This window comes from Kyrpidia tusciae DSM 2912 (assembly GCF_000092905.1).
Lineage (GTDB): Bacteria > Bacillota > Bacilli > Kyrpidiales > Kyrpidiaceae > Kyrpidia > Kyrpidia tusciae.
Genome location: NC_014098.1, coordinates 446,968 through 462,749, shown reverse-complemented (window position 1 = coordinate 462,749; position 15,782 = coordinate 446,968). Strand labels below are relative to the sequence as shown.

Below are 15,782 nucleotides of genomic sequence, written 5' to 3'. Positions count from 1 at the left end.
CTCCTTAATTCACAATTTCTTGAAAAAGGTGCCTGGCCGCCGAATAGGGGTCTTGGGTCCCTTTTTCAACCTCTTCGAACAGTGCTCGGGCGGTTGGGTCCGTCCGGATCCGCGTAAGAACATGTTGGCGGAACAACCGATCCATCTCCTGCATCAACCGTTGACGATTTCGGCGGCAACGTTTTTCCTCCCACAATTGTTCTCGCTTCAGGTACGCCCGGTGACTTTCAATCGCTTCCGCCAACCGATCGATCCCTTCACCCCTTGTGGCCACGGTTTTCACCACCGGCCAGAGCCAACCCGTCTCTTTCCGGTCCGCCAGCATTTGTCGCAGGTCTCGAACGCTATCCTCAGCGCCCGGCCGGTCCGCTTGGTTAATCACAAAGATATCGGCGATTTCCAGAATCCCGGCTTTCAGCGCCTGGATGGAATCCCCGAGGCCCGGAACATTGACCAGGACCACGGTATCCGAAAGGTCCATCACATCGAATTCCACTTGGCCGACCCCCACCGTTTCAACGACCACCACTTCTTTCCCGTAGGCGTCCATCAACTGGATGATATCCGCGGTGGAGGCGGCCATCCCCCCCAGACTTCCCCGAGTGGCAAGACTCTTAATGAAAACATTTGGAAAGGATGATAATTCCAACATCCGTATCCGATCTCCCAACAACGCCCCCCCGGAAAAAGGACTCGTCGGATCGACGCAGACAATCCCCACCTCCCGACCCGCCTCCGCCCACCGTTTGGAGAGTTTTGCGGTGAGCGTGCTCTTGCCCGCCCCCGGCGGGCCGGTGATCCCCACCACGTGGGCGCGACCTTGACGGGACGCGGTGCAACGAAGGGCCTCTTTTCCCGACGATGTTCCGTTTTCGACTTCTTTCAACAGTTTGCCGAGGGCTACGGGATCCCCGGCATCGAATCGCGAGAGAAGCTCTTGCAAAGGCTTGACCTCCTTCTGCCCAGGATTCTTAGTTAATCAGATAGTCGGACAATCATACGAGTTATGGAGAAGCGAGTACTCCGAATCAACTACCTACCGAGCCCTCGCTCACGTAAGAAACCCATTTTTTCCTGGGCATAGGTGAGATGCTCCCGAACGGCTTTGCCGGCGGCTTCCGGATTGCAGCCGGCGATACCCTCGAAAATCATCCAATGCTGTACCTGGAATCGGTCCAGGATCTCCGGCGCCAATCTGGAGCGGGTATCTCGAATCTGCTCTCCCAACAAATCACTGATAAAACTCATCATCATCTTCAAAACGTCATTTTGCGACGCGCGGACGATGGCCCGGTGAAACAGATAATCGGAATGAGCCGAAGCCTCGGCATCCCGACATTCGTCCATCTCTTTCAACGCCCGTTCCATCGTACGCAGATCTTCGGCGGTATGCCGAGCCGCCGCCAACATCGCCGCCTCCACTTCGATGGCACACCGTGCCTCGTACAGATCCACCGTGTCGATACCGCCGGATACGGCCACCAACGTCATGAGGTTCTTGAGGTTCTCCGGATCAGCTTTGCGGATGACCGTCCCCTCGCCGGTCTTTGCCTCAATGATTCCCAACACATCGAGGATCCGCAGCGCCTCACGAAGAGATGATCGGCTCACCCCCAAGGTTTCCGCCAACCGAATCTCCGACGGAATTCGCTGTCCGACCGAAAGCTGCTCGTTGACGAGCATTTCCTTGATCTGATCCAGTATCTCTTCGAATACCTTTTTATGCCTTACGGATTGAAACATCGTCTCACACCATTCCCCAACGTAGTTTCCACGTCACGTACCTTCCCCGGACAACCCGTCGGGCAGAACTCCCCCGGCGGCCTGTTTCGCGGGCGCCCCATCGCACTAACTGCCGAACAATCGGTTGACCCCGTAGAGCAGCCCAGTGATCGTGCCAAAGCTCATCAGCGTCGACAGGAAGGTGGTCCCGGCTACGAAATCCGGACGAGCGCGGTATTCCGCCGCGATCATCGTCATAATGACCGCCGTGGGCATGGAATTTTGGACGATCAAAACCTTGGCCATGAGCCCTCCGATCCCGAAAAGATACACGATGCCCAGCATCACCGCCGGAGACACAACCAGCCGCACGAGGCTGGATATCACCGTAGGACCCGTGTCACCCCGGGGCTTCACGTGCGCCAACTGCATCCCGAGAATCAACATGACCACGGGAATCATGGCATCCCCCATCATTTTCAGGGGGTCATAGATATAACTCGGGATCGGGATGTGCAATAAACTTACAATGATGGCCGCCAATGTCGCATACGTCGTCGGAAGCCGAAACACATCGGTGATTGCGGTGCGCCAACTCGCCCGCTCCAGGGAAGCAAAATACACACCCAGAGTGTACATGAGGATAAAGTTCACAACGACGATGACGACCCCCATAGAGAACGCCTGCTGACCGTACGCAAACAAAAGAATAGGCAATCCATAATTTCCGGTGTTTGGAAACACCGTGGCCAACAGGGCCGGCTTCATGAACGGCTTCATTCCACACAGCCCCATGACGACTAGGGTTACCGCCGCCATCACAACGGTAAACAACAGGACGGCGGCGACGATTTTCACCAACTGATGGGAATCCAGTTGATTGCGAACCAGAAAACTGAAAATCAGGGCCGGGCTGAGAACGACCATCGAAAATTTCGAGATCGAACCCAAGTCCGCCGATGCATAGCGTCCAAACAGATACCCGATACCGATTACAAAGATGACCGGAACAACCACATGTAGAAACAGAGCCTCGCCCCCCTTCTCGCAGACCCGGGAATCGGTTCGGGCACTCGACTCCTCCCACCACTTTCAATCCCGATCACACATAGAATAACTCATGGCCGAGGGTACTGACAATTTCATGACCTTGTTCCGTCACCAGAATATCGTCTTCCACCATCACGGCACCGAGCCCCGGCACCATAAACTTAGGTTCGATCGTCACCACCGCCCCCGGCACCAAGGGATCCTGGGAGCCTTCTCCCAAAACCGGCCAGTCATCCACCTCAAGTCCGATGGAGTGGCCGACGTACCTCCCCCGGTCGGCACCCACCCCCATAAAAAACTCCGCCAACCCCATCTTGTCCGCCGTCTCGGCCCCAATCCGGTAGAGTTCTTCTCCAGTCACCCCGGGCCGAATGCGATCGATCACCGTAAAATGAAGTTCAATCAATCGATCCCAAAGAGCTTTTTGTTCAGCGGAGGGCTTGCCGACGCAGTAAGTTCTCGCCATGTCGGCATGATAGCCTTCTCTCGTAACCCCGTAATCCACGACAACCAAATCCCCCGGCTCGATCACCCGGGCGGACGCTCCCCAGGGCAAACCTTGATTCATCCCCACCCCGGTCACCGTCATGGCGTGGCCGGACACGACCCAAGCGTTCGGGCCTGAACTCACAATCCCGCCGCCCGGTAGACATCCGTCCCATCGGCGAAACCAAACGACCCCGTCACCTCCGGCATTCCGCGCTCCATATTCCATGGCGGCCGCGATCTCATACTCCGCCCTGCCGACAACGAGCCGGGACAGCACCTGGTGGTGTCCCGCCTTCCACGCTTCAACCGCTTCCCGGATCCGGGCGATCTCCGTCGGATCTTTCACAAAACGCTGGCGCAAGATCAACGGAGAAACATTCTTCAACGTTACGTCGGCAAAATGCCGCGCAAGATTGTTCACCAAGGCGGCCGGCACCACATCCTGCTCAACTCCTACAACCGCGCCCGACTTGGGGAGAGCGCCGACTTCAGCCAACGATCGTCGAAGGTCGCCGTAGCTGTTCGCTTCAACCGTTCGGCGGATCCACGTGGCTTTCCGGGCCAGGGAGTGAGCGCGTCGGGTGAACAGAATCGGCTCGCCGGCGGCGGGAATCCAGAGATTCGCCGGTTGGGCGGTGCCGGCGTAGTAGAAGAGGTCTCGCGGCTGCATGATCAGGGCAGCGTCAAACCCGCCGTTTGCCAACTGTTTCTGAAGAATTCGTATGCGTCTTACATGAAGATCCGGTTCCTCCGTCTCAACGGCCATTCTCGTCCCCCCCTCATGCCTAACGCCGAACCGCGGGCGTCGATGCGCTCGTATGACCGGGATATTCCCCCTGTTCCGCTTTTTCCCCATTATATAGTTCATCATATAATCTGATCAACGGTTCATCTGTCAATCCAGCACGCGATTGGCCGAAATCATGAATCGAGTCAGCACCGCGCCGATCAGAGCCAACGCCGCACCGACGAAAAGCACGTACTGCCAAGAACCGAGAGAAACGATGAGAAAACCGGTGAGCGCCGGCGCCACGATCCCGGCGATGGTTCCCGAGGTATTCATGATTCCGGAAACGGTCCCCGCACTTTTCGGGCCGATGTCAATGGGCAACGTCCAGAACATCGCGAAATTGATGCCCAGGCATGTCACGGACAGGGTGATATACAAAAGGGCCATCCATTGATTGGGGGTATATGCACCCAAAGCCATGAAGATCGCCGTACCGATGAACGAGACATAGACCGGAATTCTTCTGGCCTCGGTCAAGGAACGGCCTTTGGCCAGGCGATCCGAAATGAGGCCCGCCACGTTCATGGCGATGAACGCCCCGATCCACGGCAGCATACCGTAGATACCCACCTTCAGAAGGCTGAACCCGCGAGCTTTCATGAAATAGGCCGGCAGCCAGGTCAGATACAGATACCAGTTGTAGTTCTGGAAAAAGTACGTTAAGGTTAAGCCCCACACCTCTTTCACTTTCAGCATGTTTACCCATGTTCTGGATTGAGAGTTCTTTTCGTGCATTTCCGTTACATCGGTTAACTCCTCAAGTTCTGTTGAAGAAATCAAGCGATTTTGACGCGGATCGTCAGTGGCAATGAATAACCAGAGAATCGCCCAAATAATCCCGATGATCGCGAAAAAATAGAAAGATGCGTGCCAATGAATACTCTCTGTCAACCATGAGGTGATGGGCGTTGCAATCATCACACCGATGGCCATACCCGACATGTTCAGACCTTGCCATCTGCCCCGGGAATGGGTCGGAGACCACCTGGAGACGACGGACGTATGAGAGGGAAAATTGACGGCCTCTCCGACTCCCAACAAAAATCGGACGACCAGCATGGAGAGAAAGCTCCAGGCCAGAGGCGTCAGCCCGGTGAAGATCGACCACATGACGACGCCGAAAGCCAACAACTTTACGCCGCCCCATTTGTCCGACAGCCAACCGGCCGGAATCCCCAACAGCAGATAACCGAGGAAAAAGGCGGACGACAACAGGCCGAATTGACTCTCGTTCCATCCGAACTCTTTCATCATCGTCGTGGCAACAACCGAAATATTCGACCGATCTGTATACGCAATCACCGTGCTGAAAAAAATCAAGATCATGATCCAGTAACGCGCTTTGCTTTTCTTCTGTGCGATCGTCTGGCTCTGGCTGTTCACAACAATCCGCCCTCCTTTTGATACTCCGTTTTTCTTAACGCACTCGGCTTCGTCGTATAGTCAGACAATCTGTCCGAATCGCAATCGACCGATCCCTCCCATCCTAAGGTCTTTCCGGACACGCGCCGCTGTTGATCGTTCCTATAATCCTATTGTCCGACCATCATTGCAAAACACCAGGGTCGCGCGCATATCCGGCCCATAAAGAATCGCCACTACGTATAATAAATATATATCAATTAAATCTTTGGTTCAAGTTCTTATTCCTGAAATTATGTGTATAATTTTGCCGCATCCTTTCACGGCCTCCCGAGCAAATCTCTCATCCCTCGGTTTTTTCGCCCAGGAACATAAAACTGCGGACGATTCGGTATTCCGGCCCGGCCGGGGACAGCCGGGACTCATACAGATGAAAACGATCCACAGGAAACTGCAGTCCCTTCAGAAGACGCAGATTCTCCGGATCGACTTGGGTGGGGTCCCAGGGTCGGGATAGACGCCCCAGGGTGATATGCGGGCGATACGTCGGCCGATCATTGTCGGCTGCATTCAGGGAAACGGCGACCTCCCAAAGTCGGCGGCGCAACGCGAACAAGGGCGGACTGGCCTTCAGCCCGAGCCAAACGACCCGGCTACGGCTGAACGCCCCGACGCCGTCCGACGTCAGAACAAACGATGCCGTCGCTTCGGCCGCCTCTTCCGCAGCCCGGTGAGCCTCTTCCAGATTCGCGTCAATCAGGTCACCAAAAAAAAGCAGGGTCACGTGGAACTGTACCGAGCGATACCACCGTTTCACCGGGATCTGTCCGCCCCGGTCGGCAATCCACTCCTCCATTCGCAACCCGATCTCCTCGGGAACCCCTATACCCCAAAAGTATCGCCCCACCGACGCGCACCTCCGATGTTCGCCTGTTCTCCGCCGCATTCTTTCCTGCGTTGCGTTCGCCCGTTCCCGCAGGTTTAGAGACTCATCAAACGTGCGGCAACGGGCGAAAAACGCCCACCGACGCAGGCGCCTATTCGTCCTCCTGCCATTTTACCGATTCGCTCGGGCATCCCTCAAAAGCATCCCGGGCATCCGCCACATGCTGCTCGGGAATCTCCACGAATCCCTCCCGGCCCCCGGGTAATTTTACGAAAGCAAACCCGTCCTCGTCCTCGGCGTAAACTTCCGGGCAAGCCGCGGAACACGCTCCGCACGCAATGCATGTCTCCCGTTCCACCCAAGTCTTCGGCATTCACGTTCTCCTCATCTTTCCACAACCATGCATACCCGAGACCCGGTTCAGTTCTTCAGCACTTCAACCCAGCGATCGGGCGCAAAACCGATCACCACTGCGCGGTCGGTCCACAGAATCGGCCTCTTGTACAACTTTCCATCCTCACTGAGCAGCGCCAACCACTCCTCGTCGCTCAGGGTCTGATCCTTGAGCCCGAGCTCCCGATACCGGGTGCCCTTGGGATTGGCCAACTCACCCGGGGCGACCCCCGCCGCCGCCACCAGAGATCCGAGTTCCTCCCGGTTCAAAGGATGCTTCACAATGTCTCGCTCGACAAAGGCCACGCCCTGCTCGCTCAACCACGCTTTGGCCTTGCGGCAGGTGCCGCATCTCGGATATCCTAGAAACGTCACCATCAGCCCTACCCTCCCCCGGTTTAAGTATAGCACGCCCCCGGACAGGCTCAAACCGCCCGGGTCTTCGGGGTGGGATGGGCAAAGGAGAGAGTCAATGCTGCATTCATTCTCCAGAACGGAGTTGGTCATCGGCCCGGAAGGGCTTAACATAATGGCCAAGAGCACCGTGGCCGTCATCGGCGTGGGCGGCGTCGGCTCCTTTGCCGCGGAAGCTTTGGCCCGCACCGGTATCGGGCGACTGATCCTCTTCGATCCGGATACCGTGGACATTACCAATATCAATCGGCAAATCCCCGCCCTGATCGACACGGTCGGGCGTCCCAAAGTTGAAGTCATGAAGGAGCGGATCGCCCGCATCCACCCCGGGTGCGACGTCGTTGCCGCACAGACGCGCCTTGCCAGAAATAACGAGGAAGCGCTGTTTCGCCACCAACCCGACTACGTGGTGGACGCCATGGACACGATCAGCGCCAAAATCGACCTGATCGAATCCTGCGTCAGGCGGGATGTCCGCGTGGTCTCCAGCATGGGAGCCGCAAACAAAATCGACCCGACGCGATTTCGGGTGGTGGATCTATCGGAAACCCGGGTGGATCCCATCGCCAAAGTCGTGCGCCGTGAACTGCGCAAGCGCGGCATCGTTTCCGGGGTGCGCACCGTCTGTTCTGATGAACAGCCGCGGGAACCGAGGCTCGACGTGCTCGCCCGAATGCTAACTCCGGAAGACCGGGCCGCCGCCCGTACGAGAAAGTCCGCCATGCCCCCGGCCAGTATTGCCTTTGTTCCCCCGGTGGCCGGGATGATTCTGGCCAGCGTGGTGGTGAGAGATCTTCTCGGCTGGCCCATCTAAAGGATTCACTTATGGACGAAAGACTGGGCACAGGCTATCATGAAAAGGGAGGTGGGTATCGTGGTTGCACAGAACCCGCTTCGTTATCGTGCGCTGCCGGTTTCTGTCGTGAAACAATTCACCTTTGATGCCGCACACCGCCTCGAAGCCTACGAGGGAAAATGTGCCCAATTGCACGGACACACCTATCGTTTGGAGGTCGAGATCAAAGGACACCCGGATCCCCGGGGACTTGTCATTGATTTTAATGAGATTAAAGCTTTGGTTGAGCGGGTGGTCCTTGAACGGTTCGACCACCGTTATCTCAACGACGAGGTTCCCTTCAACACCACAGCGGAAAACCTTGTGGTGTTTCTCTATGAAGAGCTCGCCAAAGCCTTGCGGCAGACCCCCCGGGCCACCGACGTGAACCTTGAACGGGTGCGCCTGTGGGAAACTCCCACCAGCTATGCCGAAGTACAAAGGGAGGATATCATCAGACGTGAAACTGAATGAACTCTTTTTCTCCATTCAAGGCGAATCCTCCTCCATGGGGCTGCCCACGGTGTTTGTGCGCTTCACGGGATGCAATCTCCGCTGTTCGTACTGTGACACCACCTACGCCTATTTTGAGGGCACTCGGACGACCCCCGAAGAGATTTTCCGGCAGATTCAAGAATACGGCGTTCGTCGGGTGTGTTTGACAGGCGGCGAACCGCTGATTCAACCTCGGGAAGAATTGCAACAACTTTTGGATCTGCTCGGAGGAAATAATTACGAGGTGTCGATCGAAACAGACGGTTCCATCGATATCGAGCGGGTGAAACTGCGCCCTAAACAACGGTTCATCCTCGATATCAAAGTGCCTTCCTCAGACATGCACACCTACATGGATTTCGACAATTTGAAACGAATTGTCCCCGAGCGGGACGAAATCAAGTTTGTGGTGGGCAACGAAGAGGATTATCTCTGGTCAAAAGAGATCATCCGCCGGTACGAAATCAGCCCGGAGCGGGGGTATCGGCTGTTGTTCAGCCCCGTGTACGGCGTGTTGGAGCCTCGTACCCTGGCGGAGTGGATTCTCCAAGATGAGTGGGATGTCAGACTACAAGTACAATTGCACAAGTGGCTGTGGGAACCCGAAAAGAGAGGGGTATAACCATGGAAGAAAGAAAAGGAGAAACCCGACCGGCGACCAGCCGACCCACTTCTTCCCAGGAGGTGGAGCCGCAAAACCCGACCTGGGCACCGTGGCAGGGGCCGACAAACCTCGGTTTGGAACATAGGGCCCTCCGGGCGGTGGTGATTTTATCGGGGGGTTTGGACTCGACAACCTGTATGGCCATCGCCGACCACGAAGGGTATGAACTTTATCCCATCACCTTTTCTTACGGGCAGAAACACGCGGTGGAACTGGAATCCGCAAAACAAGTGGCTGCCCACTACCGCGTGGGCGATCGCCACCGGGTGGTCGACCTGGGAAACTTTATCCGCGGTTCTTCCTTGACCGACCCGGATCAATCGATCCCCGTCGGGCGCAGCCTGGAGGAAATCGGAACCGGCGTCCCCTCCACCTACGTGCCGGGGCGGAATACCGTCTTTCTCAGCCTAGCCCTTTCCTTCGCCGAGAGGATCGACGCCCAGGCCATCTTCATCGGTGTCAATGCCTTGGATTACTCGGGTTACCCCGACTGCCGGCCGGAGTTTCTCCAGGCGTTCCAACGCGTCATCGACACGGGCACCGTCGCCGGAACCGAAGGAGCCGGGATCCGCCTCAAGGCTCCCCTGGTACATCTCACCAAGGCCGAGATTATCCGCCGGGGATCCCAACTGGGCGCTCCCTACGCTTTGACCCATTCCTGCTATCAGGGAACGGTTCCCGCCTGCGGAGTATGCGACTCCTGTCGAATCCGCATCCAGGGATTCCGGGAGGCCGGCCTCGTCGACCCGATCCCGTACGCCGTTCCCATTGCATGGCAATCGGACCGCCCCAACTGAGGGCGGCCCGAACAAACCTAGGCGTCTTATGCGGTCATCACCGCGCGGACAGATGAACCACCCAGATGCTCCAGGGCGTCCGCCATATGATTGAAGTAGCTCGCTCGCCCGTGAAGCCCCCAAGCTTTGGCCACCCGCATAAACGCCGTTAACTGCCGCACATCGGTGGCCACGTAGGCCAGCCGGGGTACGTCGATCTGTTTCACGTATGCGTGAATATTGAGGACATCGATGCATCCCCCGATCTGGTTCAAGCCCACTCCACCCACCGCATGAATCAGCACCCCCGAACGCCCGGGCATCGCTCTCGACACCTCGGGAGACACCGGCGGGCGGGGCTGCACTTGACCGGAAGACGTTTCCTCGAGGGTGAACACGACAATGTCTCCCCGGATGTCGGCCCAACACCTCACCTGTCCCACTCCCCCTGGCTGGGAAGCTGCCATCCTTCCCGTAATGCCCTCCTCTGTGGCACCCGACGAATCACGGCCGTTTGGAGTTGGCGCCAATTAAGGCGATATATTCTGATGATTACATCGACCTATAGAGCAGGAACCTTTGGTTAGCGAAACGACCCTTAACACTCGGGCAGGTGAAGTATTCGCGATTGAAACCCAGAATCCTGCCGACTCGACCCATTGATTTCTTGTAAATTTTCTTATAAGATTTCACGTCAAAACGAAAAGCGCCATCCGGCCGTCGTCAATCACAGCAGACCAGACGACGTACATGAGGTTTCGGTCATAGACAATTCCCTGCCGCCTCTTCCAATTCAGGGCTCTCTTCGCCCCACCGGGAGCAGGCGGTCCGGAGACACCGTACGAACGGGCACCCAGGTGGAGTCGTCCTTTTCGTCAAACCGTTCCAGAAAAGTGATTACTTCCCGGGTGATGGGGGTGGGAGTCGATGCTCCAGCGGTAACCCCGACCCGGCGCACCCCGCGAAGCCAGGCAATGTCCAACTCGGTGACATCCGCCACCCGCTTGGCCGGCACGCCCGCGATTTCTTCGGCCACCTGAGCCAGTCGGGCCGTGTTGTTGCTTCGGGGGTCCCCCACCACCACCACCAAATCACAGCCTTTCGCCTGCTCGGCCACCGCCTCTTGACGAAGTTGGGTGGCCAGGCAAATTTCATTTTTGACCTCGGCCTGGGGGAATCGCTCCTTGACCCGCTCCATTAGCTCCCGGGTGTCCCACTGGCTCATGGTGGTCTGATTCGTCACCAGCACAGGACCCGGAGGAAGATCCAACTCCTCAATATCCTGGAAATTCTCCACCAAGTGAACCCGGCCCGGCGCCACGCCCAGCGCCCCCTCGGGTTCCGGATGCCCTCGTCGCCCGATATAAATCACCTGGTAGCCCTTGGCCACCCGGTCCCGGATCAGTTCGTGGGTACGCATCACATCGGGGCAGGTGGCATCCACCACCGTAAGCCCTTTCTCAACGGCACGCTTTCGCACCTCCGGGGACACGCCGTGGGCGGTAAACACCACCGTTCCCCGGTCGATCTTCTCCAATAAGCTCAGGCGATCCCCCCCGTCCAGGGTCATCACGCCCTCGCGTTCAAAAGCTTCCACCACGTGGCGGTTATGAACGATCATGCCGAGAATATAAATCGGCCTGGGCAAGCGAGGATCATCCGCCGCCCGTTTCGCCAAGACCATCGCATCGACCACGCCGTAACAGTATCCCCGGGGCGCAATCTTGACCACTTCCACCCCGAATCCCCCTCTCCCCACAGCCGAGCCCTGACCTTGCCTGAACCGGCCTCGATATGCTTATTATAGTTGAAGCGGCCAATCCGGCCAAACGGCGACACACCAAGAAAAGGAGCCGAGACATGGAACGCTTTGTGGTAGCCTTGCCCGACCTCTTCGTCCATCGCATGCGGGAGTTGCTCGGCCCCGAAGCCGAGGATTTTTTTGAAGCCCTGCGCCAACCCCGATCCCGGGGCCTCAGGGTGAACACTCTCCGGGCCAGACCGGACGCCCTGGCGATACGTTCCCCGTTCTCCCTCTCCCCGGTTCCCTGGGCTCCGGAGGGCTTCTTGTACCACCACCCGGACCGACCGGGGCTTCACCCTTGGTACGACGCCGGGGTTTACTATATCCAAGAACCCGCCGCCATGGCCGCAGCGGTGCTGCTGGCTCCCCAACCCGGGGAGTGGGTTCTCGACCTGGCTGCGGCACCGGGAGGAAAATCGTCCCATCTCGCCGCCCGGATGGAGAACCGGGGCCTTCTCGTGGCCAATGAGCCAAACCCGAGGCGCTGTCGCGTCTTGGCGCAAAATCTCGAACGGCTGGGCGTCACGAACGCCCTCATCACCCAGGAACAGCCCGAGGCGCTCCTCCGGTTTGCTGGCCTCTTCGACCGGGTGCTCCTCGACGCCCCGTGCACCGGAGAGAGTATGTTTCGCAAAGATCCGTCCGTGACCGAGGCCTGGAGCCTCCGGCGCATCACCCGCAACGCCGAGCGCGGACAGCATATCCTCTCGGTGGCCGCAGATTTCGTCCGGCCGGGAGGACGATTGCTTTACGCGACCTGCACCTTTGCGCCGGAAGAAAATGAACAGGTCATCGCCCGGTTTCTCCGGGAGCGAAGGGATTTTCACCTGGTCCCCGCCGAGTTGCCGGGCTCTAGCCCGGGGCGCCCGGAGTGGGCGGACGGCAACGAGGAGTTGTCCCGGTGTTGTCGCCTATGGCCTCACCGAACACCGGCTGACGGGCATTTTTACGCACTCTTGGAGCGGGCCGAAGACGCCCGCCCCCGGGGCGCCAGCCGGAGGCAGACAGGGCCCCGGATCGGGCGGAGCATGAAGACTTCCCGGCTTCCCGATCGGGCCGCGGCGGCCATTCGCCGCCAGTTGCCGGAAATCTCCCTGCCGGCCCTGTGGGAACAGCGGGGGGACACCTGGATTGCCCTGCCCGAAGATTTGCCTCGTCTGGGAAGTTTGGACGGCATGCGCATCATGGCCAAGGGCGTAGCCTGGGGGGCGGTTCGGGGCGCCACCTTTCTCCCCGCCCACAGTCTGGCCATGTCCCTTCCCTTTGAAGAGTCCCCCCGGGCCATCACCTGGCCTGCGAACACCCCGGAGGTGGTCGAGTGGCTGAAGGGCCGCTCTCTGCCCGCCCCACCCGGCGCAAAGCCGGGATGGGTACGGGTGGGAGTGGACGGCTTCCCTTTGGGATGGGGCAAAATCTCCGCCGGCCAACTGAAGAATCATTATCCGAAGGGCCTGCGCCGCGACCTCAGCACCGACCGGGAATTGGACGACCCAGAGGACGGCGGAGCCGACGGACAATCGGGCAGCCTTTAGCCGCCACCCGTTTAGAGAAACCTGCGGGTGACTCTGTCGTCTTGACACGTGAACTGCACCCGCAGGCCGTCCACCACCGTCTCCAAATGGACCGGTCGACCCCATAAGGCATGGACATAGGGCAGCGTCTTTTCCACGTATTTGAGATCCAATTCCGCGCCTTCGAATTCATGGCGCAGGTACAATTCTCCCCGATTCTCATAATCTCCGTCCATCACGACGATGTACGGAAACCCTCCGTTGTTCCGGGCGGTGATCAGCCGATCCCGCACCGCTTCCCAGTCTTTGTCCACCACCCGGTACTCCGAGCCCACCCGTTGATAAAGGTACAGGTCCAGCCGGTCGACGATCTCTTTGGTCAGATAGTTGCGCAGCAGACTCTGGTCGGATTCAATCTCTCGCACCTCGAACAGCGCCTCCCGGCCGAGCCGCTTGTCGATGTCCTCCAGGATCGCCAGGCCCACGGCGTAGGGGTTCACCTGAACCGGCGAGGGGGCCACGACCCCGGCGTGAAGTTTGGCGAACTCGAAGCTCTCCGCGGGATCCAGGTCGAACTCCCGCATGATCCGCAAATGCCAGAACGTCGCCCAACCTTCGTTGATGATTTTCGTCTCCAGTTGGGGCCAAAAATAAAGCATCTCCTGGCGGACGATGGTGAGCACATCCCGTTGCCAATCCTCAAGGACGGGGCTGTTGTCCATCAAAAACATCAACAAGTCTTTTTCCGGGCGCTTTCCTCGCTTTCGGGCATCTGCTCTTTCCTTGATCTGACGCATCACGCTGCGAAGAGCCTCTTCCTTTTCATCGACCATCGGCTCCCGGTCCAGGGCCCACAGGTCATCGTAGGGACCCGGCCCTTTCGTCCCTTCGGACAGGTCCTTCTCCTGACCGGGATTTGAAAAATGGGACGGGTCGATGTGCTCCTGGATCGCCAGGGCCGCATCCAGGAAGGATTCCACCGCCTCTGTCCCGAACTCCCGCTCATAGTGTCGAATCCGGTCTGCCGCCGCGGCCATGCGGTCGACCATATCCCGGGGAGTGCGCTGAAAATACGCGTTATTCCTGAAAAAATCACTGTGTCCCAGCACGTGGGCGACGATCAGCTCATTTTGAACCAACGTATTGGTATCCAGGAGAAAGGCGTAACATGGATTGGTGTTGATCACCAGCTCATAAATCTTGCTCAGGCCGAGATCGTACTGCATTTTCATGCGGTAAAACGCTTTTCCGAAGCTCCAGTGGGAAAACCGCGTGGGCATCCCGTAGGCGCCGATGGTGTAGAGCACATCCACCGGGGTGATTTCGTACCGCATGGGAAAGGGCTGAAGGCCGAGGTTTAGGGCCGTCTCGGTGATCCGCTCGATGGCCGTCTCCAAACGAGACCTCTCCAAGGCCGAAAGGCTCATGAAACCGCCTCCCTGCCGTCCGGGCGGAAAAAGTCGCTCAGTGCCCCGAGGATGTCACCCCGCTGTCGGATGCGCGCCATGCGGAAAAAGGGGTGTTGCAGCCGTTGCAGCTGGCTGATCAAAAGGGACGGGCGATTGTACGGATTGACCTCGGCGAAGCCCACGGCGCAGGCGACGTTCAACAGTTCATTGATCCCCGCCAGGCACGGGTCGTTGTCCGACGGCAGGTTATCTCCGTCGGAAACATGGTAGCTGTAGATGTTGTATCGACTCGGCGGGTACTCCTCCCGAACCAAATCCAGAGCCAGGCGGTAAGCGCTGGAGCAACTGGTGCCGCCATTCTCGCCCCGGGTAAAAAATTCTTCCTCAGTCACCCGTTTGGCCTCGGTGTGGTGGGCGATAAACTCGATGGCCACGTGGCTGTACTGCCGGCGCAAAAACCGGATCATCCAGAAAAACAGCGTGCGCGCCACGTATTTCTCAAACTCCCCCATCGACCCCGAGGTATCCATCAAGGCGAAGATCACCGCCCGGCTGTCCGGGGCCGGGGCATCTTCCCAGACTTTGTAGCGCAGATCATCCTCCCGGATGCGGCCCAGCCCCCGGTCCCCCCGCAGGCCGTTTCGTTTCAGGTGGGTCAGCAAGGTCCGACGCTTATCCAAGTTGCCGGTCAGGCCCTTGGGGCGGACATCCGTCCAGGCCAGACCGTCTGCAGAACTTTGCACCTCTTCCTTTTTCTGCAGATTTGGCAGTCGCCAATCCGCAAACACCATCTCCTCGATCTCTTCCAATTCCACCTGGGCCTCGTAATAGTCCATGCCCGGGGCGTCCCCCGCCCCTTGGCCCATCCCCCCGGCCTGGACCGGATCCCCCGCCTTTCCCAGAACGTCGCCCACCCGGCTGTTCCCTTTTCCGGACCCCACCTGCTTCCCTTTGTTTTCATTAAATCGGAAGCGGTATTCATCGAGAGTCCGGATGGGCACTTTGATCACCTGTTTGCCGTCGCTCAGGACGATGCTCTCATCGGCGATGAGATCGGACAGGTGTCGGCGAATGGCCTCCCGGACCTTCTCCCCGTGCCGGCGTTGATCATCGTACCCCTTGCGGTGCAAAGACCAATCTTCCTGGGAGAGGATGAACAACGGTTCCGTCATGGCCCCGCCT

Annotated in this window: 17 protein-coding genes; 5 read left to right on the top strand and 12 right to left on the bottom strand. The window is 58.4% G+C overall.

Annotated elements, in window-relative coordinates; all coding sequences use genetic code 11:
- Nucleotides 1-4: 4 nt before the first annotated feature.
- From meaB to BTUS_RS02330, 8 genes are all read right to left on the bottom strand, one after another.
- Entirely contained in the window at nt 5-943 is a 939-nt protein-coding gene (meaB, locus tag BTUS_RS02365; protein ID WP_013074529.1) for a methylmalonyl Co-A mutase-associated GTPase MeaB, read from the bottom strand.
- 89 nt (nt 944-1,032) lie between these two features.
- Nucleotides 1,033-1,743, bottom strand: a complete 711-nt coding sequence (locus tag BTUS_RS02360; RefSeq protein ID WP_013074528.1) for a FadR/GntR family transcriptional regulator — start codon at nt 1,741-1,743, stop codon at nt 1,033-1,035.
- Nucleotides 1,744-1,848: 105 nt separating this feature from the next.
- Nucleotides 1,849-2,739, bottom strand: a complete 891-nt coding sequence (locus tag BTUS_RS02355; protein WP_013074527.1) for an AEC family transporter — start codon at nt 2,737-2,739, stop codon at nt 1,849-1,851.
- Between the two features lie 85 nt (nt 2,740-2,824).
- Complete coding sequence (locus BTUS_RS02350; RefSeq protein WP_013074526.1) at nt 2,825-4,027, bottom strand: M24 family metallopeptidase; 1,203 nt, start codon at nt 4,025-4,027, stop codon at nt 2,825-2,827.
- Nucleotides 4,028-4,156: 129 nt separating this feature from the next.
- Nucleotides 4,157-5,434, bottom strand: coding sequence for an MFS transporter (locus BTUS_RS02345; RefSeq protein ID WP_013074525.1), 1,278 nt, complete (start codon nt 5,432-5,434; stop codon nt 4,157-4,159).
- Between the two features lie 322 nt (nt 5,435-5,756).
- Nucleotides 5,757-6,320, bottom strand: coding sequence for an RNA 2',3'-cyclic phosphodiesterase (thpR, locus tag BTUS_RS02340; RefSeq protein WP_013074524.1), 564 nt, complete (start codon nt 6,318-6,320; stop codon nt 5,757-5,759).
- Between the two features lie 130 nt (nt 6,321-6,450).
- Nucleotides 6,451-6,672: a ferredoxin gene (locus BTUS_RS02335; protein WP_013074523.1), complete on the bottom strand. Its 222-nt coding sequence runs from the start codon at nt 6,670-6,672 to the stop codon at nt 6,451-6,453.
- Nucleotides 6,673-6,719: 47 nt separating this feature from the next.
- Nucleotides 6,720-7,070 (bottom strand): arsenate reductase family protein, encoded by a 351-nt coding sequence (locus tag BTUS_RS02330; protein ID WP_013074522.1) that lies wholly within the window; start codon nt 7,068-7,070, stop codon nt 6,720-6,722.
- Nucleotides 7,071-7,164: 94 nt separating this feature from the next.
- Between BTUS_RS02330 and BTUS_RS02325 the strand changes: the two genes are divergently transcribed.
- From BTUS_RS02325 to queC, 4 genes are all read left to right on the top strand, one after another.
- The gene (locus BTUS_RS02325; RefSeq protein WP_013074521.1) at nt 7,165-7,920 is read left to right on the top strand and encodes a tRNA threonylcarbamoyladenosine dehydratase; all 756 of its coding nucleotides are present in this window, start codon (nt 7,165-7,167) and stop codon (nt 7,918-7,920) included.
- Between the two features lie 60 nt (nt 7,921-7,980).
- Nucleotides 7,981-8,415, top strand: coding sequence for a 6-carboxytetrahydropterin synthase QueD (gene queD, locus BTUS_RS02320; protein ID WP_013074520.1), 435 nt, complete (start codon nt 7,981-7,983; stop codon nt 8,413-8,415).
- Complete coding sequence (locus tag BTUS_RS02315; RefSeq protein WP_013074519.1) at nt 8,402-9,058, top strand: radical SAM protein; 657 nt, start codon at nt 8,402-8,404, stop codon at nt 9,056-9,058. Before queD ends, BTUS_RS02315 begins: the two co-directional genes overlap by 14 nt.
- 116 nt (nt 9,059-9,174) lie before the next feature.
- Nucleotides 9,175-9,897, top strand: coding sequence for a 7-cyano-7-deazaguanine synthase QueC (queC, locus tag BTUS_RS02310; RefSeq protein WP_013074518.1), 723 nt, complete (start codon nt 9,175-9,177; stop codon nt 9,895-9,897).
- A 26-nt stretch (nt 9,898-9,923) separates the two neighbouring features.
- Here the strand turns inward: queC and BTUS_RS02305 are convergent, their stop codons facing one another.
- Nucleotides 9,924-10,310: a hypothetical protein gene (locus BTUS_RS02305; protein WP_013074517.1), complete on the bottom strand. Its 387-nt coding sequence runs from the start codon at nt 10,308-10,310 to the stop codon at nt 9,924-9,926.
- Between the two features lie 359 nt (nt 10,311-10,669).
- Nucleotides 10,670-11,614 carry a 4-hydroxy-3-methylbut-2-enyl diphosphate reductase gene (locus BTUS_RS02300; RefSeq protein ID WP_013074516.1) on the bottom strand — a complete coding sequence of 315 codons (945 nt, stop codon included), beginning with the start codon at nt 11,612-11,614 and terminating at the stop codon, nt 10,670-10,672.
- Nucleotides 11,615-11,736: 122 nt separating this feature from the next.
- On the opposite strand from BTUS_RS02300, the gene BTUS_RS02295 reads away from it, so the two are divergent.
- Entirely contained in the window at nt 11,737-13,212 is a 1,476-nt protein-coding gene (locus BTUS_RS02295) for a methyltransferase RsmF C-terminal domain-like protein (RefSeq protein ID WP_013074515.1), read from the top strand.
- An 11-nt stretch (nt 13,213-13,223) separates the two neighbouring features.
- Here BTUS_RS02295 and BTUS_RS02290 read toward each other — a convergent pair whose 3' ends face one another.
- Entirely contained in the window at nt 13,224-14,618 is a 1,395-nt protein-coding gene (locus tag BTUS_RS02290) for a SpoVR family protein (RefSeq protein WP_013074514.1), read from the bottom strand.
- Nucleotides 14,615-15,772 carry a sporulation protein YhbH gene (gene yhbH, locus BTUS_RS02285; RefSeq protein WP_013074513.1) on the bottom strand — a complete coding sequence of 386 codons (1,158 nt, stop codon included), beginning with the start codon at nt 15,770-15,772 and terminating at the stop codon, nt 14,615-14,617. Before yhbH ends, BTUS_RS02290 begins: the two co-directional genes overlap by 4 nt.
- Between the last annotated feature and the right edge of the window lie 10 nt (nt 15,773-15,782).

Bases quoted from the DNA above. Each gene is read 5' to 3' on its own strand.
- BTUS_RS02360 (WP_013074528.1), bottom strand. From the start codon at position 1,743: ATGTTTCAATCCGTAAGGCATAAAAAGGTATTCGAAGAGATACTGGAT.
- BTUS_RS02350 (WP_013074526.1), bottom strand. From the start codon at position 4,027: ATGGCCGTTGAGACGGAGGAACCGGATCTTCATGTAAGACGCATACGA.
- BTUS_RS02335 (WP_013074523.1), bottom strand. From the start codon at position 6,672: ATGCCGAAGACTTGGGTGGAACGGGAGACATGCATTGCGTGCGGAGCG.
- BTUS_RS02330 (WP_013074522.1), bottom strand. From the start codon at position 7,070: ATGGTGACGTTTCTAGGATATCCGAGATGCGGCACCTGCCGCAAGGCC.
- BTUS_RS02325 (WP_013074521.1), top strand. From the start codon at position 7,165: ATGCTGCATTCATTCTCCAGAACGGAGTTGGTCATCGGCCCGGAAGGG.
- BTUS_RS02295 (WP_013074515.1), top strand. From the start codon at position 11,737: ATGGAACGCTTTGTGGTAGCCTTGCCCGACCTCTTCGTCCATCGCATG.
- BTUS_RS02290 (WP_013074514.1), bottom strand. From the start codon at position 14,618: ATGAGCCTTTCGGCCTTGGAGAGGTCTCGTTTGGAGACGGCCATCGAG.
- yhbH (WP_013074513.1), bottom strand. From the start codon at position 15,772: ATGACGGAACCGTTGTTCATCCTCTCCCAGGAAGATTGGTCTTTGCAC.